The sequence below is a fragment of the Pseudomonas sp. B6001 genome (assembly GCF_013386015.1).
Taxonomy (GTDB): Bacteria; Pseudomonadota; Gammaproteobacteria; order Pseudomonadales; family Pseudomonadaceae; genus Aquipseudomonas.
The window spans coordinates 1-22,083 of sequence record NZ_JACAOX010000001.1; the positions used below are offsets into that span (position 1 = coordinate 1).

20 protein-coding genes are annotated in these 22,083 nt (G+C 59.8%); 8 read left to right on the plus strand and 12 right to left on the minus strand.

Annotated features, from left to right (window positions below):
- Positions 1 to 51 precede the first annotated feature (51 nt).
- Genes sixA through HX821_RS00015 form a run of 3 tightly spaced genes read right to left on the minus strand, consistent with a single transcriptional unit; the run spans position 52 to position 1,881 of the window.
- Positions 52 to 501: a phosphohistidine phosphatase SixA gene (sixA, locus tag HX821_RS00005; RefSeq protein WP_102606228.1), complete on the minus strand. Its 450-nt coding sequence runs from the start codon at positions 499 to 501 to the stop codon at positions 52 to 54.
- Positions 498 to 845 carry a DUF4389 domain-containing protein gene (locus tag HX821_RS00010; RefSeq protein WP_003210547.1) on the minus strand — a complete coding sequence of 116 codons (348 nt, stop codon included), beginning with the start codon at positions 843 to 845 and terminating at the stop codon, positions 498 to 500. The genes sixA and HX821_RS00010 overlap by 4 nt, the downstream gene beginning before the upstream one ends.
- Before the next feature lie 10 nt (positions 846 to 855).
- The gene (locus tag HX821_RS00015; RefSeq protein WP_177035104.1) at positions 856 to 1,881 is read right to left on the minus strand and encodes an NAD(P)H-dependent glycerol-3-phosphate dehydrogenase; all 1,026 of its coding nucleotides are present in this window, start codon (positions 1,879 to 1,881) and stop codon (positions 856 to 858) included.
- 195 nt (positions 1,882 to 2,076) lie between these two features.
- On the opposite strand from HX821_RS00015, the gene HX821_RS00020 reads away from it, so the two are divergent.
- The 5 genes from HX821_RS00020 to fabB all read left to right on the plus strand — a co-directional run bounded on the left by HX821_RS00020 (position 2,077) and on the right by fabB (position 9,035).
- Complete coding sequence (locus HX821_RS00020; protein WP_085984626.1) at positions 2,077 to 4,209, plus strand: TonB-dependent siderophore receptor; 2,133 nt, start codon at positions 2,077 to 2,079, stop codon at positions 4,207 to 4,209.
- 20 nt (positions 4,210 to 4,229) lie between these two features.
- Positions 4,230 to 5,141, plus strand: coding sequence for an ABC transporter substrate-binding protein (locus HX821_RS00025; RefSeq protein ID WP_177019616.1), 912 nt, complete (start codon positions 4,230 to 4,232; stop codon positions 5,139 to 5,141).
- Positions 5,138 to 7,039 carry an ATP-binding protein gene (locus HX821_RS00030; RefSeq protein ID WP_003210551.1) on the plus strand — a complete coding sequence of 634 codons (1,902 nt, stop codon included), beginning with the start codon at positions 5,138 to 5,140 and terminating at the stop codon, positions 7,037 to 7,039. The genes HX821_RS00025 and HX821_RS00030 overlap by 4 nt, the downstream gene beginning before the upstream one ends.
- Before the next feature lie 248 nt (positions 7,040 to 7,287).
- A complete protein-coding gene (gene fabA / locus HX821_RS00035; protein ID WP_003210552.1) occupies positions 7,288 to 7,803 on the plus strand; it encodes a 3-hydroxyacyl-[acyl-carrier-protein] dehydratase FabA in 516 nt (171 codons plus the stop codon).
- A gap of 11 nt (positions 7,804 to 7,814) precedes the next feature.
- On the plus strand, positions 7,815 to 9,035 hold the full coding sequence (gene fabB / locus HX821_RS00040) for a beta-ketoacyl-ACP synthase I (protein ID WP_003210553.1): 1,221 nt from the start codon (positions 7,815 to 7,817) through the stop codon (positions 9,033 to 9,035).
- Between the two features lie 507 nt (positions 9,036 to 9,542).
- On the opposite strand, the gene HX821_RS00045 is transcribed toward fabB, so the two are convergent.
- Together HX821_RS00045 and HX821_RS00050 are read right to left on the minus strand one after the other, a co-directional pair.
- Positions 9,543 to 11,168 carry a methyl-accepting chemotaxis protein gene (locus tag HX821_RS00045; RefSeq protein WP_003210555.1) on the minus strand — a complete coding sequence of 542 codons (1,626 nt, stop codon included), beginning with the start codon at positions 11,166 to 11,168 and terminating at the stop codon, positions 9,543 to 9,545.
- 148 nt (positions 11,169 to 11,316) lie between these two features.
- The gene (locus HX821_RS00050; RefSeq protein WP_008434016.1) at positions 11,317 to 12,321 is read right to left on the minus strand and encodes an amidohydrolase family protein; all 1,005 of its coding nucleotides are present in this window, start codon (positions 12,319 to 12,321) and stop codon (positions 11,317 to 11,319) included.
- 140 nt (positions 12,322 to 12,461) lie between these two features.
- Between HX821_RS00050 and HX821_RS00055 the strand changes: the two genes are divergently transcribed.
- Positions 12,462 to 12,878: an OsmC family protein gene (locus HX821_RS00055; protein ID WP_003210558.1), complete on the plus strand. Its 417-nt coding sequence runs from the start codon at positions 12,462 to 12,464 to the stop codon at positions 12,876 to 12,878.
- Between the two features lie 64 nt (positions 12,879 to 12,942).
- Positions 12,943 to 13,815, plus strand: coding sequence for a pirin family protein (locus HX821_RS00060; protein ID WP_102369648.1), 873 nt, complete (start codon positions 12,943 to 12,945; stop codon positions 13,813 to 13,815).
- A 135-nt stretch (positions 13,816 to 13,950) separates the two neighbouring features.
- Here the strand turns inward: HX821_RS00060 and HX821_RS00065 are convergent, their stop codons facing one another.
- The 4 genes from HX821_RS00065 to HX821_RS00080 all read right to left on the minus strand — a co-directional run bounded on the left by HX821_RS00065 (position 13,951) and on the right by HX821_RS00080 (position 17,665).
- Entirely contained in the window at positions 13,951 to 14,679 is a 729-nt protein-coding gene (locus HX821_RS00065; protein ID WP_008434010.1) for a dienelactone hydrolase family protein, read from the minus strand.
- Positions 14,680 to 14,745: 66 nt separating this feature from the next.
- Complete coding sequence (htpG, locus tag HX821_RS00070) at positions 14,746 to 16,650, minus strand: molecular chaperone HtpG (RefSeq protein ID WP_003210561.1); 1,905 nt, start codon at positions 16,648 to 16,650, stop codon at positions 14,746 to 14,748.
- A gap of 89 nt (positions 16,651 to 16,739) precedes the next feature.
- A complete protein-coding gene (locus tag HX821_RS00075) occupies positions 16,740 to 17,192 on the minus strand; it encodes a PaaI family thioesterase (protein WP_008434008.1) in 453 nt (150 codons plus the stop codon).
- Positions 17,189 to 17,665: a PaaI family thioesterase gene (locus HX821_RS00080; RefSeq protein WP_003210563.1), complete on the minus strand. Its 477-nt coding sequence runs from the start codon at positions 17,663 to 17,665 to the stop codon at positions 17,189 to 17,191. The genes HX821_RS00075 and HX821_RS00080 overlap by 4 nt, the downstream gene beginning before the upstream one ends.
- A gap of 157 nt (positions 17,666 to 17,822) precedes the next feature.
- Between HX821_RS00080 and HX821_RS00085 the strand changes: the two genes are divergently transcribed.
- The gene (locus HX821_RS00085) at positions 17,823 to 18,065 is read left to right on the plus strand and encodes a hypothetical protein (RefSeq protein ID WP_003210564.1); all 243 of its coding nucleotides are present in this window, start codon (positions 17,823 to 17,825) and stop codon (positions 18,063 to 18,065) included.
- Positions 18,066 to 18,214: 149 nt separating this feature from the next.
- Here HX821_RS00085 and brnQ read toward each other — a convergent pair whose 3' ends face one another.
- The 3 genes from brnQ to sucC all read right to left on the minus strand — a co-directional run bounded on the left by brnQ (position 18,215) and on the right by sucC (position 21,993).
- Complete coding sequence (gene brnQ, locus HX821_RS00090) at positions 18,215 to 19,528, minus strand: branched-chain amino acid transport system II carrier protein (RefSeq protein WP_003210565.1); 1,314 nt, start codon at positions 19,526 to 19,528, stop codon at positions 18,215 to 18,217.
- Between the two features lie 417 nt (positions 19,529 to 19,945).
- On the minus strand, positions 19,946 to 20,827 hold the full coding sequence (gene sucD / locus HX821_RS00095) for a succinate--CoA ligase subunit alpha (RefSeq protein ID WP_003210566.1): 882 nt from the start codon (positions 20,825 to 20,827) through the stop codon (positions 19,946 to 19,948).
- The gene (sucC, locus tag HX821_RS00100) at positions 20,827 to 21,993 is read right to left on the minus strand and encodes an ADP-forming succinate--CoA ligase subunit beta (RefSeq protein ID WP_003210567.1); all 1,167 of its coding nucleotides are present in this window, start codon (positions 21,991 to 21,993) and stop codon (positions 20,827 to 20,829) included. The genes sucD and sucC overlap by 1 nt, the downstream gene beginning before the upstream one ends.
- Positions 21,994 to 22,083: the final 90 nt, after the last annotated feature.

Here is a 22,083-nt window from a genome sequence, read left to right on the forward strand (position 1 = left end):
GAACCATAAGCAGCCGTTACCGCAGCAACGGATATGTACCCAAAACCAACATTAAGGATTCCGAACACTCAAAAGACTCATCAACCCCGCCAACGGAAAATCCCCCTCCAACTCCGCCAAACTCGCCGTACTCATAGCCTGCGGCTGCCGAAAATGCCCATGCTGCAAATAACTGATCAGCCCCCCCACAAACGGCTGATGACTAACCAGCAACACATCATCGTCATTGTCGAGATGCTTGAGCACCTCCAGCGGATTACTCTCGGGCGTCAACCAAGGCACAGTGCGGATCTCAGGCTCAAACCCCAACGCCTCCCGCACCAACTGCGCCGTCTGCTGCGCCCGCACATACGGACTGGCAATAATCGCCCGCACAGGCTGCCCAATCAGATGCCCCGCACTGCGCAACACCTCATCGCGCCCATGGGCCGTCAAATTACGCTCGGCATCCGTACGCGCATGCCCCTCGGCCTCACCGTGACGCAACACCCACACCTTCATAGCTTGGGTTCCTCATCACGCGCCGGATGCGGTGCAGGCGGCACACTGTGAGCAGCCTCACCTTCCGGTGCACGGGGCGTCGGCCAATCTGCAAACGGCCAAGGCTTCTGATCACTGTGAAAACTGCCAAACCGCCCAATCTGCGCCAAAAACTGACTCAGGCTGTCACCAAAATTCATCAGCCCCAGGTTCGGCGCCCCATACACCAGGCGATAAACCAGTTGCACCACCACCAGCGCGCCCAGCAGAAACTGCGCCACTTGCCACACCAGGGCAAACACCAGCATCCACAGCACACGCAGGCCAATGGATTCGTACTTGGGAGCTGCTTTCGGATCGTTCATGACGCGTTCCTCAGTTGAAACCACTGGTGGAAATAAAGTCGACATCGGTCTTCGGCTCGGCGCGCATCAGCAACTCGATGACCTTGTTCAAGGTGCGCCCTTCAAACAGGATCGCGTGCAACCCGGCAACCAGCGGCATATACACCCCGACCTCCTGAGACTTGGCCTTCAGCACCTTCAGGGTGTTGACGCCTTCCGCCACTTCGCCCAAACGCGTCACGGCGTCTTCCAGGCTCAAGCCCTGGCCAAGGGCAAAACCGACCTGATAGTTGCGACTTTTCGGTGACGAGCAGGTGACGATCAGGTCGCCCACACCCGCCAGGCCAAGGAAGGTCATCGGGTTGGCGCCCTGATTGACCGCAAACCGGGTCATCTCGGCCAGGGCGCGAGTGATCAGCATGCTCTTGGTGTTTTCACCCATGCCCAGCGCAACCGCCATGCCGGCGATGATCGCGTAGACGTTCTTCAACGCCCCGCCCAGCTCGACGCCGAAACGGTCGGCACTGGCGTACACGCGGAAGGTGCGACCGTGCAGCACCTCCTGCACCCGCTCGCAGAGTTCTTCGTCTTCACTGGCGATCACCGTGGCAGTCAGCGCGTGCTCAGCCACTTCCCGCGCCAGGTTCGGCCCGGACAACACGCCAATCCGCGCTTCGGGGGCGATTTCTTCAAGGATCTCGCTCATCAACTTGAAGGTGTGCGCCTCAATGCCCTTGGTCAGGCTCACCAGCAGCTTGCCCGCCAGCCGCTCGGCATGGGGTGCAAGCACCGAACGCAGAGCGCTGGAGGGCAGCGCAACGAAGCACAGGTCGCACTCGTCCAGCGTCGCCTGTAAATCAGTCACCGGCTCCACGGCCGGCAGAATCTTGATGCCTTTAAGGTAACGGGGGTTTTCCCGATTGACCCGAATGGCTTCGGCTTGCTCGGGGTCACGCATCCATTGGCGCACCCGGTGACCATTTTCAGCCAGCAGATTAGCCACGGCGGTACCAAAACTTCCGCCTCCCAGGACCGCAATAGGGCGCTGTTCAGTCATATGCAATCCGTTAATCCATAGCAGTGGCGATGGCCGCATTATACGGAGCGACCCGCCTGCGGCCAGCCCCCGCGTCAATTCAAACGCTTGTCGGAAAATGCGACATTTGTGCGAAGTAATTACAGGGCCGACGACTGGCAAAAGGCCCCACCTCAGTTAACATGGGCGGCTATCCGTAATTATCAAGGCCGTGCCGTGTATTTGGGCCCTCCTCCTCGCTCATCCCTTCTGCTGACGTTGTTGTGCATGCCGTGGTGCAGTGTGCCGGTGCTGGCTGACGACCTGTTCCTCGACAGCCAGCCGCTGCCGCAGGTGCTGACCGCCACCCGGCTCAAGCAATCGGCCGCCGCCGTGCCCGGCAGCATGACGGTGATCGACAGCGAGCTGATCAAGGCCAGCGGTGCGCGGGATATCCCCGAACTGCTGCGGCTGGTGCCCGGGATGATGGTCGGCTACACCACCGGCAACCAGGCCGCCGTGAATTACCACGGCACCCAGGCGGGCGATGCGCGGCGCATGCAGGTGTTGATCGATGGGCGCTCGGTGTACCGAGCGGGCCTGGCCACGGTGGACTGGAGCGATATTCCGGTAGCCCTGGAAGACATCGACCGTATCGAGGTCTTCCGCGGCCCCAATACCGTCAGCTACGGCGCCAACGCGCTGATGGCCGTCGTCAACATCCTCACCCGCTCGCCGGCCAACAGCCATGGCACGCGGATGAAACTCACCCAGGGCGGCCGAGGGATCAACGACTGGTACGCCAGCCAGGGCATGGGCTGGGACACCGGCGATTTGCGCCTGTCACTCTCCGGTCAACAGGACGATGGCTTTGACAGCGACCGCGTGGGCGCTGACCGCCGCGACGGGCGCCGCCTGAACCGCTTCAGCCTGGCCGTGAGCCAGACCCTGAATGCGCAACAAAGCATCGACTGGCAACTGGACGCCAAGGAAGGCACCAACCAGCGCCCTTACACCTACCAACCGGTGTTCGACGGGATTACCGAAGGCGGTAACAATTCCGACGTCAGCGCCAAGGACTATGCCGGTTCCCTGCGCTGGAACTTCGACTTCAACCCCGATCACAGCCTGTATATCCAGGGTTCGGCCCAGCAATGGGATCGCCGGCAGATCTGGCGCGCGTGCGATGCCAAGGTCTCGTTCAGCCCGGAACTGACGCAACTGTGGCAGCTCAACCCCAACTATGCCGAGCGACTGGCCCGGCACATGAACAACTTCAACCCCGGCAACCTCCCACCCGGCAGCGCCGCCGAGCAGGCACTGGCCCGCCAGGTGCTCCAGCAATGGGGGGACGGCGGCAAGGACCCGGTCTGCGGCAACATCGACCAAAGCACCAAGGAAAGCCGCTACGACCTGGAGCTGCAAGACACCCTCAGCCTGTCCGACAGCCTGCGCCTGGTCAGCGGCATGAACTACCGCTACGACCGCGCCGACTCCGACACCTACTTCAACGGCACCCTGGACGACACCACCTGGCGCCTGTTCGGCCACCTGGAATGGCGGGCCAGCGAACACTGGCTGCTGCAGGGCGGCGCAATGTACGAAGACACCCACCTGAGCGGCAACTCGCTGACGCCACGGGTGGCCGTCAACTACCTGATCAACCCGCGCCACGGCCTGCGCGCGGTGTACTCCGAAGCCATTCGCTCCCCGGACATGTTCGAGAACAACGTCAACTGGAGCTACCGCGTCACCAACCTCAGCTCGCCGGCCTACGGCCAGAACTCCGGCCAATACTTCGTGGTGACCCGCGGCCCGGGCAACCTCGACAAAGAGCTGATGCGCTCCCGGGAGCTGGGCTACAACGGCTTTTTTGCCGACATCGGGCTGAACGTCGACGTGAAGCTGTTCTACGACGAAATCAGCGAAATGGTCAGCGAACCGCTGCGCAACAACCAGTACATCGCCAGCAACTCGAACAGCTCGCGCTTTACCGGCACCGAAACCCAGCTCGACTGGCACATGAGCACCGCCGACCGGCTGCGCGTCACCTATGCTTATGTGGATGCCAGCGCCACCAACCCCCTGGACAGGCAGCAGACCGCCCGCAACAGCGGCTCGGCCGGCTGGATGCGGGAATGGGGCCATGGCTGGTCCAGCGCGGTGTTCTACTATGGCGACGATGCGCTCAACCAGTATCGCTTCGAACGGGTCGACCTGCGGGTGGCCAAGCGCATTGCCTTGGGCAAAGCCAACGTGGAGCTGGCCGGCATGTTGCAACAACGCCTCGACAATCAGCCCACCACCTGGCCCGACAACAACTATGACCAACGCCACGTGCTCTACTTCAGTGCGGAGTTAGAGTTCTAGTGGACAGCGACTCGTCACGGATGACCCTCCCCTTTACCGCCCGGCTCTGGCGGTGCTGTGTGTTGCTTGGGGTTTTACTGTTCGGCGCACCGACATGGGCAGCGGATATCCTGCTGACCGCCGACGAAGACGGCCCGGGCGTACAAACATTCGTCCAGGCCCTGGCCCTGCAGCGTCCCGAAGACAGCGTGAAGTTCACCCCGCTCAAGGACCTGCCCGCCCCTGCAAACTTGCCGACCAGCACCCGCCTGATCCTGCTGGACCTGCCCAGCCTTGACTGGCGCCTGCAAGACGCCCAGGGCCCACCGACCCTGGTGCTGCGCATCAGCCGCCTGCAAGCGCGCCAGCGCCTGGGTGCCACGTTGCCTGCGAAGATCAGCCTGCTGTGGAGCGACCCACCGCTGGACCGACAACTGCGCCTCATCACCGGCATCCTGCCTCAGGCCCGGCGCATCGGCGTGCTCTATGGCATCGACAGCGAGTTCCTGCTGCGCGAGCTGCGCCAGTACGCCGCGCCCATGGGCCTGGAGATCGTGCCCCAGCTTTGGGAAAACATTAATGACAGTCGCCCGCTGCAAAGCCTGTTCAAGAACAGCGACGTCTTGCTGGGGCTGGATGATCCCCAGCTGTACAACCCGAAAACCGCGAAAAACCTGCTGCTCAGCAGCTACGCCAGGCAATTGCCACTGGTCGGGCCCAACGCCGGGTTCGTCAAGGCCGGCAGCCTGGCCAGCACCTACAGCGATCAGACCGACTGGCTGGATGTGCTCGACCGCCTGCTGGATCATGCGCCGGCCAGTTGGCCGCGCGCGCTGTACCCGGAACGTTTCAAAGTCGTAGGCAACCCGCAGGTTGCGCGCTCACTGGGGATCGAACAGGTGGACGAAACCAACGTCGCCGCCCGCCTGGCCGAAGGAGAAAAACGCCCATGACATTTCGTCGCCGTTGGGACATCAACACCCGGACCCAGCTCATTACCCTGGGCCCGGCACTCCTGCTGACGCTGCTGTTGATCAGCTTCTTCACCTTCGTGCGGATCCAGGACCTGCGCCAGGAACTGGACCACACCGGCCAGTTGATCGCCAACCAACTGGCGCCGGCCACCGAATACGGGGTGATTTCCGGCAACAACGACGTGCTTGAAAGCCTGTTGCGGGCCACCCTCGCCACGCCGCACGTGCGCTTCCTGGAGATTCAGGACAGCGCAGAAAATATCCTGGTGTATGTCGAGCAACCGTCGGAGAAGCACGATCGCTCGCTGTCGGTGAAAGTCTTCCAGGCGCCGATTCGCCTGCAACATATCCAGCTGGGCAATGACTTCTTCCAGGACAGTACTGCCGAGCCCAAGGCCCCGCGCGCGGACTACCTGGGGCGAGTGATTGTCGGCATGTCCAACGATGCGTTCAGCCAGCGCCAGCAGGAAATCCTGTTCAAGGCCGGGATTCTCGCGCTGTTCGCCCTGCTGTTTACCTTCCTGCTGGCCCGGCGCCTGGCGGCCAGCCTGTCGCAACCGATCAGCGCCATGGGCAATGCGGTCAAGGCGATCCAGCAGGGCGATTACCAGACGCCGCTGCCCATCGTGGATGACTCGGAGCTGGGCGACCTGTCGCGCCACATCAATAACCTCGCCGATGGCTTGAACCAGGCCAGTCGTGAACAGCACCAGGCCATGGCCCAGTTGATCCAGACCCGCGAAGAAGCCGAGCGGGCGAACAATGCCAAGTCGGACTTCCTGGCAATGATGAGCCATGAATTGCGCACGCCGATGAACGGGGTGCTGGGCATGCTGCAACTGCTGGAAACCACCGACATGACCGAGGAACAGACCGAATACGCGGCGCTGGCCTCGGAGTCCACCGAACACCTGCTGAAGGTGATCAACGACATCCTCGACTTCTCGCGCATCGAGCGCGCGGCCCTGGAGCTTGAGCACATTCCGTTCGACCTGGTGGAGCTGATCGGCAGTTGCGCCCAGGCCTTCCAGCACGCCGCCCAACAACGCGGGCTGGCGCTCGAAGTGCCGATCCCCCAGGGCCTGGGCTCGCTGCAGGTACAGGGCGACCCGACCCGCATCCGGCAGATTTTGGTGAACCTGATCGGCAATGCCCTGAAGTTCACCGAGCAGGGCACCGTCACCGTCGAACCCCACTGGCAGACCCTGGACCATGAATTGCTGTGGTTCACCTGCACCGTGCGCGATAGCGGGATTGGCATCTCCGCCGAGCGCCTGGAACTGATGTTCGATGCGTTCCAGCAAGCCGACAGTTCCATTTCAAGACGTTACGGCGGCACCGGACTGGGACTGCCTATCGCACGCACCCTGGCCGAACGCATGGGCGGCACCCTGCGCGCCCAGAGCGAAGAAGGCCACGGCTCGGTGTTTACCCTGGAAATCCCGCTGGCGATCTACCAGCAGAGCTTGCCGGTGCTCGCGCCGAATACCGAAGGCAATGCCCGTGCGGGCGAAGGGCGCAACGTGTTGCTGGTGGAAGACAACCCGGTCAATCGCACGGTGGTCGAAGCCATGCTGCGCAGCCTGGGGTTCGAGGTGAGCATCGCCACCGACGGCGCCGAAGCGATTCGCAGCGCCGAGAGCCTGATTTTTACCGCAATCCTGATGGACTGCCGACTGCCGGGCATCGATGGCTACGAGGCTACCCGGCAGATTCGCCAGTTGCCCGGTTGCGCCGAGCTGCCAATCATTGCCCTCACGGCCAATGCCTTGCAGGGCGATCGCGAAGCCTGCCTGGCAGCTGGAATGAACGATTACCTGGCAAAGCCGTTCAAACGCACGGATTTGCAGCAAATCCTGCAGAGATGGGTGCAGTAACACGGTGCCATCAGCCAACTGCGACTGGCGTGAAAGACGAAAGTGCGGCAGTCTTAGGCACCCGAACGGGCCCGTAAACCGGCCCGGTTTATAATTTCAGTGCACAAGTGTACATTCATGACCTTGACGCTGTGACTTTCACTACAACGCAATAGTCTATGTGTAGGCTGCCGATATGAGGCATGAACGCTTCAGTCGGCCGGGAAGATTTGCCCTGCCCTGCCGCATGGGATTATTGAGGAGCTCGCATGACCAAACAAAACGCCTTTACTCGGGAAGACCTGCTGCGCTGCAGTCGCGGTGAGCTGTTCGGCCCAGGTAACGCGCAACTGCCCGCCCCGAACATGCTGATGGTGGATCGCATCACCCATATCAGCGAAGAGGGTGGCAAGTACGGCAAAGGTGAATTGGTCGCCGAGCTGGATATCACCCCTGACCTGTGGTTTTTCGCCTGCCATTTCGAAGGCGATCCGGTGATGCCGGGCTGCCTGGGCCTTGACGCCATGTGGCAGTTGGTCGGTTTCTACCTGGGCTGGCAAGGCCTGCCGGGCCGCGGTCGCGCCCTGGGTTCGGGCGAAGTGAAGTTCTTTGGCCAGGTCTTGCCGACCGCCAAGAAAGTCACTTACAACATTCAAATCAAGCGCGTCCTCAAGGGCAAGCTGAACCTGGCCATTGCCGATGGTTCGGTGACTGTCGACGGTCGCGAGATTTATACTGCCGAAGGCCTTCGGGTCGGCGTATTCACTTCCACTGACAACTTTTAAGGGTTATCCGCATGCGCCGCGTCGTTATCACTGGTCTGGGCATTGTTTCGTGCCTGGGCAATGACAAAGAGACCGTCTCCGCTAACCTGCGTGCAAGTCGCCCTGGCATCCGCTTCAACCCGGAATATGCCGAAATGGGTCTGCGTAGCCAGGTTTCCGGCTCCATCGACCTGCCCCTCGAAGAACTGATTGATCGCAAGATCTATCGCTTCGTCGGCCACGCAGCCGCTTACGCCTACCTGGCCATGAAGGACGCGATCACCGATTCCGGCCTGAGCGAAGACCAGGTGTCCAACGTACGCACCGGCCTGATCGCCGGTTCCGGTGGCGCGTCGACCTTGAACCAGATGGAAGCGCTGGACATCCTGCGCGAGAAAGGCGTCAAGCGCGTTGGCCCGTACCGCGTCACGCGGACCATGGGCAGCACCGTTTCCGCCTGCCTGGCCACACCGTTCAAGATCAAGGGCGTGAACTACTCGATCTCCTCCGCTTGCGCCACCAGTGCTCACTGCATCGGTACCGCTGTAGAGCAGATCCAGTTGGGCAAGCAGGACATCGTGTTTGCCGGCGGCGGTGAAGAAGAACATTGGAGCCAGTCGTTCCTGTTCGACGCCATGGGCGCCCTGTCGACCCAGTACAACGAAACCCCGGACAAAGCCTCCCGCGCCTATGACAAGAACCGTGATGGCTTCGTCATTGCCGGCGGTGGCGGCATGGTGGTGGTCGAGGAGCTGGAACACGCCCTGGCCCGTGGTGCGAAGATCTACGCGGAAATCGTCGGCTACGGCGCGACTTCCGACGGCTACGACATGGTTGCGCCAAGCGGCGAAGGCGCCATCCGCTGCATGCAGATGGCCATGTCCACCGTTGATACCCCGATCGACTACCTGAACACCCACGGTACTTCGACTCCGGTCGGCGACTCCAAGGAAATGGAAGGCGTGCGTGCGGTATTCGGCGACAAGGCTCCGGCGATCAGCTCTACCAAGAGCCTGTCGGGTCACTCCCTGGGCGCCGCTGGCGTTCACGAAGCGATCTACTGCCTGCTGATGATGGAAGGCAACTTCATGGCAGGTTCTGCCAACATCGAGGAACTGGACCCGGACGTGGCTGACATGCCTATCCTGACCAAGACTCGTGAAGATGCGACCATCAATACAGTGATGAGCAACAGCTTCGGCTTTGGTGGCACTAACGCCACCCTGGTGCTGAAACGCTGGCAGGGTAAGTAAGCTCTCGCAGCTTGATCGCCTGAAAACGCCCCGACTGGTTCGGGGCGTTTTTTTACCCGTTTACCGCGCTTACAGTGGCTCACTTTTGAAAGCCGGAATGCGTGCCCAGTCAAAAGTAAGCAAAACGCTCTTGCCCGATCACTCGGCACCTCGCTCAGGCTTGAGTGTTTAGAAGCAAAATCAAAAGCTAAAACGGGCACGGTCCAATGTGGGAGCGGGCTTGCTTGCGAAGGTCGTTAACGATGACGCTGGCATACTGATTCAACGCGGCGTTCTCAGGTTTTCGCCGGCAAGCCGGCTCCGACAGAAAAGCGGTTCTGCTTTTGCTTCTAACACTCAGGTCGGCTTCCAGGCCGCCGTGCTCTTGCTTTTGATCTTAGGCGCCCCGCCGACAGGCGGGGCAGAGCGCTTTGGTTACTTTGCCGCTTTTTTGCAAAGTGACTCGCTGTAAGAGCGAAACCATAAGCCGCCGTGACCGCAGCAACGGATATGCCCCCCCCCAACAACCTAAACCGAAAACCGAGCCACCATCGTGTTGAGATCCACCGCCAATCGCGACAACTCCTGGCTCGCCGCACTGGTCTGGTTCGCCCCCGCCGACGTCTGCTGTGCCAAATCGCGAATATTCATCAAATTGCGATCCACCTCCCGCGCCACCGCCGCCTGTTCTTCCGAGGCACTGGCAATCACCAGGTTGCGCTCATTGATCAGGGTAAACGCCGAAGCAATCTCCTCCAGCGCCGTCCCCGCCGACTTGGCGATATCCAACGTTGACCGCGCCCGAGTATTGCTCTGCTGCATGGAGCTGACAGCCTGATCAGTCCCCTGCTGAATCCCACTGATCATCTGCTCGATTTCCTGGGTCGACTGCTGCGTACGATGCGCCAAGGCACGCACCTCATCCGCCACCACCGCAAACCCACGCCCGGCATCCCCAGCTCGCGCCGCTTCGATGGCGGCATTCAGCGCCAGCAAATTGGTCTGCTCGGCAATCGAACGAATCACATCCAGCACCTTGCTGATGCCATATACCTTCTGCGCCAGGTCCTCCACCTGAGTCGCATTGGCCGTCACATCATCCGCCAGGGACTCAATCGACAACACCGTCTGATGCACCTGCTCGCGCCCGTGCTGAGCGATACGATCCGACTCCCGCGATGCCTGGGACGTAGCCACCGCGTTGCTCGCCACCTCCTCCACCGCCGCCGTCATCTGGTTCACCGCAGTAGCCGCCTGCTCGATTTCCTGACTCTGCTGATGCAACCCACGGGTGGCATCTTCGGTCACGCAACTAAGCTCTTCGGAAGCCGACGCCAACTGGCTGGACGAATCGGAAATACGCCGAATGGTTTCCCGCAGGCTCTCCTGCATGCTTTTCAGCGCCTGCTGCAAACGCGCCGGCTCATCCTGGCCGCTGACCGTAATCACCCCGGTCAGATCGCCACTGGCCACACCCTGGGCGACTTTCAAAGACTGGGATAACGGCAGCACAATACTGCGGGTCAGCAACAATGCCAGGCCGATGGTGATCAGCGCCGTCACGGCAATCATGCCAACCACCCAACTGCGCGATTGCGTGAACACACTTTGCGCCAGGCTCGCCGCCTGATTGGCACTGACCTTGTTCAACGTCACCAGCTCACGCAGGGTACCGGCCAGTTCGTCGGCCAACTGGTTCATCTCGCCGTTGACCACCTTGATCGCGTCTTCCAACTGATTCGCCCGGGAAAACGCCATCACCTGTTCCTGGCGCTGCAGGTAACGCTCTTCCTCGGTTTTAAAGCGATCGAACAGCACCCGCTCTTCTGGCAGCACGATCAAACCTTCATAGAGGGACTGAGCCTTGTGCAGGCCGCTTTTCAGCTCGGTGATTTTCTGCTCATTCTGCGTGATTGCCTGCGGGTCGCGGTTAAGCAGCAGCCGCAACGTCAGGGCCCGTACCCGCAGCAGGTCCTGATTCATCTCGCCCACCGCCATCACGCTGGGCAGCCAGTTGTTTTCCACCTGGTCAGACTGCTGGCGCATATTGCCCATCTGCAACAAGGCGAACCCGCCCAGGGCAAACACCATCAGCGCCAGCAAACCAAACCCCAGGCCGGCGCGAGGGGCGATATTCAGACTTCTGATATTCATGCTCGGAATCCTTCCAAAAGCGCTGCATCCACCTGCAGCGGGCTCTTGAAAGGTATCGGCGAGTTGAGACTTTTGCCTAAGACGAAAACGCGATATCAAAACGCCTAACGATCGCCCCGCCCCGGCTGTAGCGATTCAGCTAAACCCATCACCTGGGCTTGGGCAGAATCGCCAGGAAATTGTCCCGCGCGACCTTTCTGGCTACATCCTCAGGCAACGCATCGAGGAACGGGTCAAAGCTGCGCATTTCCTTACCGAGCTTGTTGAAGCGTCCTACTACGTCTGAGCCAAGCATGAAGCGGTCCGGGAAGCGCTCCACCAGCTTTACCCACTCAGGGCGTGCCTTTCCCGCCTCATCCAGCAAGTAAGGCGTGAGCACGCTCCAGGACAGGTCGACGTAAAGGTTGGGGTAAGCCTCCAGCATGCGCGCCAGGGTCGGCAGCAAAAAATCCATCTGCGTCTGGTGCCGATGGATCTCCATGCTGCTGCCCGCGTGGGCCCAGATAAACCGGGTGTGCGGGTGATTACGCAGCGGCTCTTCCATTTCCGCCAGGTACAACGGATTCTTCTCACGCTTGGAGGTGATGTTGGAATGCACCATCACCGGCAGATCATTCTCCGCGGCCAGGTGATAGATGCGGGTCATCGCCTCGTTGTTGGCCCTTGGGGTGTCGCCGGAGGTCAGCGCGGTCAGGTCGTCGTGACGGGTGAAGACTTCGCCGATGCCTTGCCAGAGCCCAGGATTGAGGTCGAGCATGCGCTGGATATGGGATGCGGCATTTTTATCGTTGGGATTGAAACCACTGAGGAACGGATGAAAGCGCTGACGTTGCTCCGGGCTCAATTTATTGACCGCATCGGCGACGAACACGTCGGTGGCGCTGTACCAATAGGCGTCGGCGTCGTCCCCGGCGTAATAGCGCGGCCGCTTGGGTTCGTCCTCATGCCATTTCTTGGCCACCGGAATGCCGGAAATCATCACATGCTCGATGCGATTATCGGCCATGGCCTTGAGTAATTTATCCATGCCCGCCGACTCCTGGAAGAAATCGACGTAATGCAGGTGTGCATCGCTGTAGGCATAGTCGCGAGCCTGCACCGCAAGGCTTGCGGCGGTCAGCAACAGGGCAATACTCAGGCGGGTCCGGCGCACGGGGGTATCTCAAACAAGGGCTAATGCCGGTAGACCTCGGACCGCGCCTGCGGGTTCAGCGGTAAACAACGGGGAACACCAACGTGCCAGCATGCTCTATAACTGCATGAGCTTCTTCCTGCCACCCTGTGAGGTTTGCCATGCCTGTTACCGTGAACACGCTGAACGCCGAAAACTTCCGCCACAGCGTCAATATCAATAACCACGAGCTGTTTACCGACCTGCCCAAGAGCCTGGGCGGTGACGATTCGGCGCCCTCCCCCCACGATTACTTCGACGCCGCACTGGCGTCCTGCAAGGCCCTGACCGTCAAGCTCTATGCGCAGAAAAAAGACATACCGCTGACCGGCGTGACCGTGGAAGTCACCCATGACAGCACCGAAGAGCAAAAGGGCAAATACAAGCTCAACGTCAAACTGACCCTCAAGGGCGTACTCACTGACGAGCAGCGCGACGAGCTGCACCGCGTGGCGGATCGCTGCCCGGTGCACAAGCTGATGACCACGGCCGAAGTCACCATCGAGACCCGGCTCTCCGAAGGCGCCTTCAGCCAGTAGCGGCAACCTCCCGTCGAGCGGGTTATGCTCAGTACCATCAGACCCGCTCAGACTGGGAAGCACCATGACCACCGTGACCGTGATTCGCCCGCGCGCCGAAGATGTGGAAGGCCAACCGATCCTGCGCCCACTGCCCTCCAGGCAATGCCGCAGCGTCGGGCCTTTCGTGTTTTTCGACCATATGCTGCAAACCCGTTATGCCCCGGGTACCGGCATGAACATTCGCCAACACCCGCATATCGGCCTGTCTACCCTGACCTACCTGTTTGAAGGCGAACTCCTGCACAAGGACAGCCTCGGCTCCGATCAGGTGGTCAAGGCCGGGGACGTCAGCTGGATGACAGCCGGCAGTGCCATTGCCCACGTTGAACGCAGCCCCGAGGCGTTGAAGGCCAGTGGTTTCAGCCTGCACGGGTTGCAAGTGTGGCTGGCCTCCCCCAAGGAACATGAACAAGGGCCTGGGCATTACAGCCATCATCCGGCCGCCAGCTTGCCGGTGAGCGATAACCTCGGCGTGCAGATTCGCCTGATTGCCGGCAATGGCTTTTGCCTCGAATCGCCGGTGCCGGTGTTGTCGCCCACCTTGTATGCCGAGGTGCGGATGCAGACGGCTACCACCCTGCTGATCCCGGATGAGCATGAAGAACGGGCGGTGTATGTGCTGGAGGGTGAGGCGCAGTTGGATGGCGAAGCGCTGGAGGTGCATAGCCTTGTGGTGTTGCCGGCAGGCGCAAGCATGGGGCTGTTTGCCGAGACTGATTGCCACCTGGTGGTGTTCGGCGGCGCGGCGCTGGATGGACCACGGCGGATTAACTGGAATTTTGTCGCGAGTGATCCGGCGTTGATCGAGCAGGCTCGGCAGCGTTGGGCGGCTGGGGATTGGCCGACAGTGCCGGGGGAAAGTGAGCGGATCGAGTTGCCTCTAGGCAAGGCTTAAGCGCTTTATTGCCTGTGAAACAGCCTTCGCGAGCAAGCCCGCTCCCACATTTCGACCGCGTTCCTTCAGGATTTACACGGTTAAAATGTGGGAGCGGGCTTGCTCGCGAAGGGGCCAGCTCAGGCAACCGAACTATCAGCCCTTGAACACTTCATCCAGCAAGTTATGCATCGACTGAAAGGCCCGCGCAGCGGTCTTCGCGTCATACATCATCTTGCCCGGCACATTCGCGTGCGGGTCGGTAAACGAGTGCACCGCACCGCCGTAGCTCAGCAATTGCCAATCCACACCGGCGGCGTTCATTTCGTCTTCAAACGCCGGCAGTTGCTCCTTCGGCACCAACGGGTCGGAAGCACCGTGCAACACCAGCACGGAACCCTTGATGTTTTTTGCATCGGCCGGGTTCGGCGTGTCGAGGCTGCCGTGGAACGAAACGGCAGCTTTCAACGGTGCACCGGTACGTGCCAGTTCCAGGGAGCAGCAACCACCGAAGCAGAAACCAAAGGTCGCCAGCTTCGAGGTATCCACCGCCGCTTCAGTCTGGGTTTTCAGGTGATCAAGCGCGACCTGCATGCGCTTGTTCAACAGCGGCCGGTCATTCTTCAACGGCATCATCGCCGCACCCGCTTCATCGCCGTTCGAAGGGCGGACGGTTTGCCCGTACAGGTCGGCAAGCAGCACCACGTAGCCCTTGCTGGCCACGCTCTTGGCGATCTCTTCAGCGCCGGCACTGACACCCATCCAGTTCGGCGCCATCAACAACCCTGGCAGCGGGCCCTTATGACTGGCATCAAATGCCAGGCGGCTTTCATAAGACTGGCCATCAATCTGATAGACCACGGAACGCACGGTGATTTGGCTCATCATTTACTCCAGGTGAAAGGCTCCAGAACGAAAAAACCCGCCGAAGCGGGTTTTTCTACAACGGTGTTAAACCGACAGTTCAACCAACAGCTTGTTCAGTCGGCGCACATAAGCGGCCGGGTCTTTCAGGCTGTCGCCGGCAGCCAGGGCTGCCTGGTCGAAGAGGATGTGCGACAGGTCGCCAAACCGCTCTTCGCTCTGCTCGCCGTCGAGTTTCTCGATCAGCGGGTGAGCCGGGTTGAATTCGAAGATCGGCTTGGAATCCGGAACCTTCTGACCGCTGGCTTCCAGGATCTGACGCATCTGCATGCCCAGGTCCTGCTCGCCGATGGCCAGGATCGCCGGGGAATCGGTCAGACGGTGGGAAACCCGCACTTCGCTGACGGCATCGCCCAAGGCGGTCTTGATTCGCTCAACCAGACCCTCTTTGGACTTGGCCACTTCTTCAGCGGCTTTCTTGTCTTCTTCGGAATCCAGGTTGCCCAGGTCCAGGTCGCCGCGGGCGACGTCAACAAAGCTCTTGCCGTCGAAGTCGCTGAGGTAGCTCATCAGCCACTCGTCGATGCGGTCGGTCAGCAGCAGCACTTCGATGCCTTTCTTGCGGAAGACTTCCAGGTGCGGGCTGTTCTTGACCTGAGCGTAGGTTTCACCGGTCAGGTAGTAGATCTTGTCCTGACCTTCCTTGGCGCGAGCCAGGTATTCAGCCAGGGAAACGTTCTGCTCGCCGTCGTCACCGTTGGTCGATGCGAAACGCAGCAGGCCGGCGATTTTTTCCTTGTTGGCGAAATCTTCTGCCGGGCCTTCTTTCATGACCTGGCCGAAGTTTTTCCAGAAGCCCTTGTATTGCTCAGGCTCGTTTTTCGCCAGCTTTTCCAGCATGTCGAGGACACGCTTGGTCAGCGCCGACTTCATCGAGTCGATGATCGGGTCTTTCTGCAGGATTTCCCGCGACACGTTCAGCGACAGGTCGTTGGAGTCAACCACACCCTTGATAAAGCGCAGGTACAACGGCAGGAACGATTCCGCCTGGTCCATCACGAATACGCGCTGCACATACAGCTTCAGGCCTTTCGGCGCTTCACGCTGGTACAGGTCGAACGGAGCACGGGCCGGTACGTAGAGCAGCGAGCTGTATTCCAGCTTGCCTTCGACCTTGTTGTGGCTCCAGCTCAGCGGGTTTTCGTAATCGTGGGCAATGTGCTTGTAGAACTCCTGGTATTCCTCGTCCTTGACTTCGGTACGAGGACGGGTCCACAGGGCGCTGGCGCGGTTGACCACTTCCCATTCCTGGGCTGGGGCTTCTTCGCCTTCGGCCGCCGCTTGTTCTTTCGGCAACTCGATCGGCAACGCGATGTGGTCGGAGTACTTCTTGATGATATTGCGCAGACGCCAGCCATCGGCGAACTCGTCTTCACCGGACTTCAGGTGCAGGACGATGCGGGTACCACGATCAGCCTTGTCGACAGTGGCGATTTCAAATTCGCCCTCGCCCTTGGAAGACCAGTGCACGCCTTCGCTGGCGGCAAGGCCGGCACGGCGGCTGAATACTTCAACCTTGTCGGCAACGATGAAGGCCGAGTAGAAGCCCACGCCGAACTGGCCGATCAGGTGCGAATCTTTCTTCTGGTCGCCCGACAGGTTCTTCATGAAATCAGCGGTGCCGGATTTGGCGATGGTCCCCAAGTGGGTGATCGCATCGTCACGGCTCATGCCGATACCGTTGTCTTCGAGGGTGACGGTTTTCGCGTCCTTGTCGAAGCTCACACGGATTTTCAGTTCCGCGCCACCTTCCAGCAACTCAGGCTTGGACAGGGCTTCGAAACGTAATTTGTCGACAGCGTCAGAGGCGTTCGAGATCAATTCGCGAAGGAAAATTTCCTTGTTGGAATACAGCGAATGGATCATGAGGTGCAGCAGTTGCTTCACCTCGGTCTGGAAGCCCAGGGTTTCCTTTTGAGTTTCCACACTCATGGTCATCAAACTCCAATTGGATGGCAGTGGCCGCGCCCTTGAGGGTTGGCGGCGGGTTGTCATCAAAGTTGGGGGCTAAGACCAGGATTTCAAGGGCGGGCCGGTTCCTCAATCTTGAAATGCGCGCGGGCGGTGGCAATCGGTTCGGCCGGGGTGCTTTGCCAGGCGGTAATCGCCACATTGGCCACCCGTCGGCCCTGGCGCCACACCTGGCATTTGGCGTAGGTGTCGCGAAACTGGCCGGCGCGCAGGTAATCCAGGGAGAAATCGATGATCTTGGGAACACCAGGCGCACCGGTGAAAACCAGCAAATGCAAGGCTGCGGACAGCTCCATGAAGCCCGCGATCACCCCGCCGTGGATCGCCGGCAATATCGGGTTACCAATGTTGTCCTTGTTGGCCGGCATGCGAAACAGCAATTCATCCCCCAGCCGCGTGCATTCGATGCCAATCAGCCTGGCGTAGGGAATCAGGTTGAGCAGCGCCTCATAGTTGCCCCGTTCGTGGGCTTGCTGCAGACGGGTCTTGAACTGATGTTTCATGCCTGTTCTCCCTTGATTGCATTGCCCAGGCCCTGGCTGCCCTTGAGGCGCTTGCCCATGCGCATGAACGTGCCCACCACGTGGGCAATCGGTTGCTGCGGATCGTCCTGGTAGGCGAAGCCGCGGGTGAAGATCACGTCGGTGGTCACCCGGTAGCACTGGGCAAAGCCGAATACCGGTTTATGGGGCTCGGCCGGGTGCATGTAGTCGATGCGCAGGTCCAGGGTCGGGCAAACCTCGAACTCCGGCAGTACGCACAAGGTAGCCATGCCACAGGCGGTGTCCATCAAGGATGTGATGGCGCCGCCGTGGATCACGCCGGTCTGCGGGTCACCGACGATATGCGGAGCATAGGGCAACACCAGCGTCATGCCGTCCTCACTGGCGGCGTGCACCTGGATGCCCAGCACCTGGCAGTGGCGCAAGGCTGAAACAAAGCGCGTGGCACGGGATAAAAGAGGATTTTCGGTCATTCGTTAAAGACTCTTATTAGTGTGGAGCCGGCGGAGTAGACAACCTTGCTGAAAGTTCCCTAGGGAAAAGCCTTATATATCTGTGAGATTTAAGGAACTAAGCGTTGGGCATAGGCTCGAAAGGCCAGTAGATATCTTCAATAAGGAGAAACACCCCATGCGCAAGACTTTAGCTATTTCCATGATGCTGGCTGCTGCCCTCGGCCTCGCTGCCTGCGACAAAAAATCCGAAGACAAAGCCCAAGACGCCGCAGCCCACTCTGAGCAAGCTCAGAAAGACATGGCGAAAGCACAGGATAAAGTGAACGACGCTGCGAAAGAAAACGCCGATGCTGCCAAAGCTCAGGCTGAATCGAACGAAGCTGCTGCGAAAGAAGCAACACCTGCAACCGGTTCTTGAGTCTGACGACTTGAACACTGTGACGTGAAAAGTCATGTTGCAAAAGAAAGCCCGCTTAATAGCGGGCTTTACTTTGTCCGGTGTTTTTAACCCGGCCGGGCAGCTCGAAACTTCGAACTAAACCTCGGCACAAGTTAGTGGCTAAACGTTTAAGCCATCGCTTCACTGCGTTTGCCCAGCAGGCGGTCAATCACCACCGCAACCACCAGCGTCATCACCGAAGGCACCAGCCACGCCAGGCCCTGCTCGCTCAGCGGCAGGTGAGCCAGTTGCGATGGCATCCAGTCAGCCAGGCCCGCGCCCTTCAGCGCGTCAATGCAACCGAAGATGAACGACACCAGCATCACCGGGCCAACGATCCGGCCCTGCTCCTGCCAGAAGTCCTTACAGAAGCTCAGGGCCACCAGCACGATGCACGGCGGGTAGATGGCGGTCAGCACCGGGATCGAGAACGCGATCAGCTTGGTCAGGCCCAGGTTGGACACAAACAGCGAGAATACCGCCAGGATCACCACCAGGGTCTTATAGGACAGCGGCAGTACGCGGCTGAAGTACTCGGCGCAGGCGCAGGTCAGGCCCACCGCGGTTACCAGGCACGCCAGGGAAATCAGCACGGCGAGGAAGCCGCTGCCCAGGGAGCCGAAGGTGTGCTGGACGTAGGCGTGCAGCACGGCGGCGCCGTTGGCGGCACCGGCCGCCACTTCATGGCTGCCCGAACCGAGGCGGAACAGGCTGATGTACACCAGCGCCAGGCCCACACCGGCAATCAGCCCGGCGATGATCGCGTAGCGGGTGATCAGCTTCGGCGACTCGACGCCACGGGAGCGGATCGCGTTGACGATCACAATGCCGAATACCAGCGCGCCGAGGGTATCCATGGTCAGGTAACCATTGATAAAGCCCTGGGAGAACGGTGCGGCCACGTACTCAGGGGTGGCAACACCCACATCGCCGGCCGGCAAGGCAAAGGCAGCAATGCCCAATACGGCCAGGGCGATGATCTTCAACGGTGCCAGGAAACGACCAACCGTATCCAGCAGACGGCCCGGGTACAGGGAGATGAAGAACACCAACAGGAAGTACACCGAGCTGTAGAGGAACAGCGCCAGCGGGCTTTCACCGGTCAGCGGCGCCAGGCCCACTTCAAAGGAAACGGTGGCGGTTCGCGGGGTGGCGAACAACGGGCCGACAGCCAGGTAGGCCGCCGCTGCCAGCAAGCCACCGGCAATCTTGCCGATCGGACTGCTCAACGCGTCCATGCCACCACCGACTTTGGCCAGGGCGACAACGGTGATCACCGGCAAACCGACCGCGGTGATCAGGAAGCCCAGCGCTGCCATCCAGACATGAGGCCCGGACTGTAAACCGACGATTGGCGGGAAGATGATGTTGCCGGCGCCCACGAACAGGGCAAAAGTCATAAAGCCCAACGCCAGGATGTCCTGGCTTTTCAACACTTTCATTTGAGGAAATACCACACTACTGAATCGGAATTTAGAGAGGGCTTCCCTATGGATGAGGGAAATACTGCCGGTCCGGATGGGGACCGACCGGTCTGGCGCGAGGCTTCCTTTTGGGATGCGTACGCATAAAGAGGCGGCTAGCCTAACGAATTTGCGGGTCAAACGCACTGTTGCGGGGCGAACTGTCCGATAAGCGACATTTTTATGTCGCGTTTTTATATCTAAATTTTGAAATGCGATCGAATGTGGGAGCGGGCTTGCTCGCGAAAGCGGTGTGTCAGTCAGCTCATGAGTGGCTGATACACCGCTTTCGCGAGCAAGCCCGCTCCCACATTTTGATCTCCACCAACCTTCAGAATGCACAAAGGCCACCCGAAGGTGGCCTTTGTGGGGTGAAGCGTCAGTTAAGCGCGAGGCTTACTTGACAGCCCAACCGGTCAGCTCGGACAAAGCCTTGCCGATGTCTGCCAGCGAACGCACGGTTTTAACGCCTGCGTCTTCCAGGGCAGCAAACTTCTCGTCTGCAGTACCCTTGCCGCCAGAGATGATTGCGCCCGCATGGCCCATGCGCTTGCCAGCAGGGGCAGTCACACCAGCGATGTAGGAAACAACCGGCTTGGTCACGTGTGCCTTGATGTAGGCAGCCGCTTCTTCTTCAGCCGAACCGCCGATCTCACCGATCATTACGATCGCTTCGGTCTTCGGGTCTTCCTGGAACAGCTTCAGGATGTCGATGAAGTTCGAGCCTGGGATCGGGTCACCGCCGATGCCGACGCAAGTCGACTGACCGAAACCGGCGTCAGTAGTCTGCTTGACAGCTTCGTAGGTCAGGGTGCCGGAACGGGAAACGATACCGACTTTACCTGGCAAGTGAATGTGACCTGGCATGATGCCGATCTTGCATTCGCCTGGAGTGATCACGCCTGGGCAGTTAGGGCCGATCAGGACTACGCCCAGCTCGTCGCACTTAACTTTAGCGTCCAGCATGTCCAGGGTAGGAATGCCTTCGGTGATGCAAACGATCAGCTTGATGCCGCCGAATGCTGCTTCCAGGATGGAGTCCTTGCAGAAAGGAGCTGGAACGTAGATCACGCTGGCGGTGGCGCCAGTGGCAGCTACAGCATCTTTCACGGTGTTGAACACTGGCAGGCCCAGGTGCTCGGTGCCGCCTTTACCAGGAGTAACGCCACCCACCATCTTGGTGCCGTATTCGATGGCTTGCTGGGTGTGGAAACTACCTTGGGAACCGGTAATACCCTGGCAGATAACCTTGGTGTCTTTATTGATCAGGACGCTCATTATTTGCCCTCCGCAGCTTTGACAACTTGTTGAGCAGCGTCGGTCAGGCTGGTAGCAGCGATGATGTTCAAACCGCTTTCTGCCAGTACTTTAGCGCCCAGTTCAGCGTTGTTACCTTCAAGGCGCACAACAACCGGGATTTTAACGCCGACTTCTTTCACTGCACCGATGATGCCTTCGGCAATCATGTCGCAACGAACGATGCCGCCGAAGATGTTGACCAGTACTGCAGCGACGTTGGAGTCGGACAGGATGATCTTGAACGCTTCGGTAACGCGTTCTTTGGTGGCACCGCCGCCTACGTCGAGGAAGTTGGCTGGTTTGCCGCCATGCAGGTTGACGATGTCCATGGTACCCATGGCCAGGCCAGCACCGTTGACCATGCAACCGATGTTACCTTCCAGGGCTACGTAGTTCAGTTCGAACTTGGCAGCGTGCGCTTCGCGCGGATCGTCTTGCGACGGATCGTGGAAAGTCTTCAGCTTAGGCTGACGGTACATGGCGTTGGCGTCGATGTTGATCTTGGCATCGAGGCAATGCAGATCGCCGTCAGCCTTGATCACCAGCGGGTTCACTTCCAGCAGGGCCAGATCGTGATCCTGGAACAGTTTGGCCAGACCTACGAAGATCTTGGCGAACTGGGCAACTTGCTTGCCTTCCAGACCCAACTGGAATGCCAGCTCGCGACCCTGGAATGGCTGAGCGCCAACCAGTGGATCGATAGTGGCTTTCAGAATTTTTTCTGGGGTTTCTTCAGCGATCTTCTCAATGTCCACGCCACCTTCGGTGGAGGCCATGAACACGATGCGACGGCTCGAACGGTCAACGACAGCGCCCAGGTACAGCTCTTTAGCGATATCAGTGCACGATTCAACCAGGATCTTGGTGACTGGCTGGCCATTGGCATCAGTCTGGTAAGTCACCAGACGCTTGCCCAGCCACTGCTGAGCGAAGGCTTTGGCGTCTTCTTTGCTGCGAACCAGCTTAACGCCGCCCGCTTTACCGCGACCACCAGCGTGGACCTGGGCTTTGACAACCCACTCGGTGCCGCCGATTTTGTCGCAAGCTTCTGCTGCTGCTTCCGGGGTGTCTACTGCGTAACCCTTGGATACTGGCAGGCCGTATTCAGCGAACAGCTGCTTACCCTGATACTCGTGAAGATTCATGCTTATTACCGTCTTCGTTAGGTACTGCGCATTCGGCGCTGCGCTCTTTATTGAGTGCCGCGCCACCTGTGACTGCTGCTTGCACAGTCA

What these genes read in the sequence shown, in the direction of transcription:
- sucD (WP_003210566.1), bottom strand. Translation starts at nt 20,827, where the DNA reads ATGAGCGTCCTGATCAATAAAGACACCAAGGTTATCTGCCAGGGTATT.
- HX821_RS00065 (WP_008434010.1), bottom strand. Translation starts at nt 14,679, where the DNA reads ATGAGCCAAATCACCGTGCGTTCCGTGGTCTATCAGATTGATGGCCAG.
- fabA (WP_003210552.1), top strand. Translation starts at nt 7,288, where the DNA reads ATGACCAAACAAAACGCCTTTACTCGGGAAGACCTGCTGCGCTGCAGT.
- HX821_RS00060 (WP_102369648.1), top strand. Translation starts at nt 12,943, where the DNA reads ATGACCACCGTGACCGTGATTCGCCCGCGCGCCGAAGATGTGGAAGGC.
- HX821_RS00080 (WP_003210563.1), bottom strand. Translation starts at nt 17,665, where the DNA reads ATGACCGAAAATCCTCTTTTATCCCGTGCCACGCGCTTTGTTTCAGCC.
- HX821_RS00085 (WP_003210564.1), top strand. Translation starts at nt 17,823, where the DNA reads ATGCGCAAGACTTTAGCTATTTCCATGATGCTGGCTGCTGCCCTCGGC.
- HX821_RS00030 (WP_003210551.1), top strand. Translation starts at nt 5,138, where the DNA reads ATGACATTTCGTCGCCGTTGGGACATCAACACCCGGACCCAGCTCATT.
- htpG (WP_003210561.1), bottom strand. Translation starts at nt 16,650, where the DNA reads ATGAGTGTGGAAACTCAAAAGGAAACCCTGGGCTTCCAGACCGAGGTG.
- HX821_RS00045 (WP_003210555.1), bottom strand. Translation starts at nt 11,168, where the DNA reads ATGAATATCAGAAGTCTGAATATCGCCCCTCGCGCCGGCCTGGGGTTT.
- HX821_RS00025 (WP_177019616.1), top strand. Translation starts at nt 4,230, where the DNA reads ATGACCCTCCCCTTTACCGCCCGGCTCTGGCGGTGCTGTGTGTTGCTT.
- fabB (WP_003210553.1), top strand. Translation starts at nt 7,815, where the DNA reads ATGCGCCGCGTCGTTATCACTGGTCTGGGCATTGTTTCGTGCCTGGGC.
- sixA (WP_102606228.1), bottom strand. Translation starts at nt 501, where the DNA reads ATGAAGGTGTGGGTGTTGCGTCACGGTGAGGCCGAGGGGCATGCGCGT.
- HX821_RS00010 (WP_003210547.1), bottom strand. Translation starts at nt 845, where the DNA reads ATGAACGATCCGAAAGCAGCTCCCAAGTACGAATCCATTGGCCTGCGT.
- HX821_RS00075 (WP_008434008.1), bottom strand. Translation starts at nt 17,192, where the DNA reads ATGAAACATCAGTTCAAGACCCGTCTGCAGCAAGCCCACGAACGGGGC.
- brnQ (WP_003210565.1), bottom strand. Translation starts at nt 19,528, where the DNA reads ATGAAAGTGTTGAAAAGCCAGGACATCCTGGCGTTGGGCTTTATGACT.
- HX821_RS00055 (WP_003210558.1), top strand. Translation starts at nt 12,462, where the DNA reads ATGCCTGTTACCGTGAACACGCTGAACGCCGAAAACTTCCGCCACAGC.
- sucC (WP_003210567.1), bottom strand. Translation starts at nt 21,993, where the DNA reads ATGAATCTTCACGAGTATCAGGGTAAGCAGCTGTTCGCTGAATACGGC.
- HX821_RS00015 (WP_177035104.1), bottom strand. Translation starts at nt 1,881, where the DNA reads ATGACTGAACAGCGCCCTATTGCGGTCCTGGGAGGCGGAAGTTTTGGT.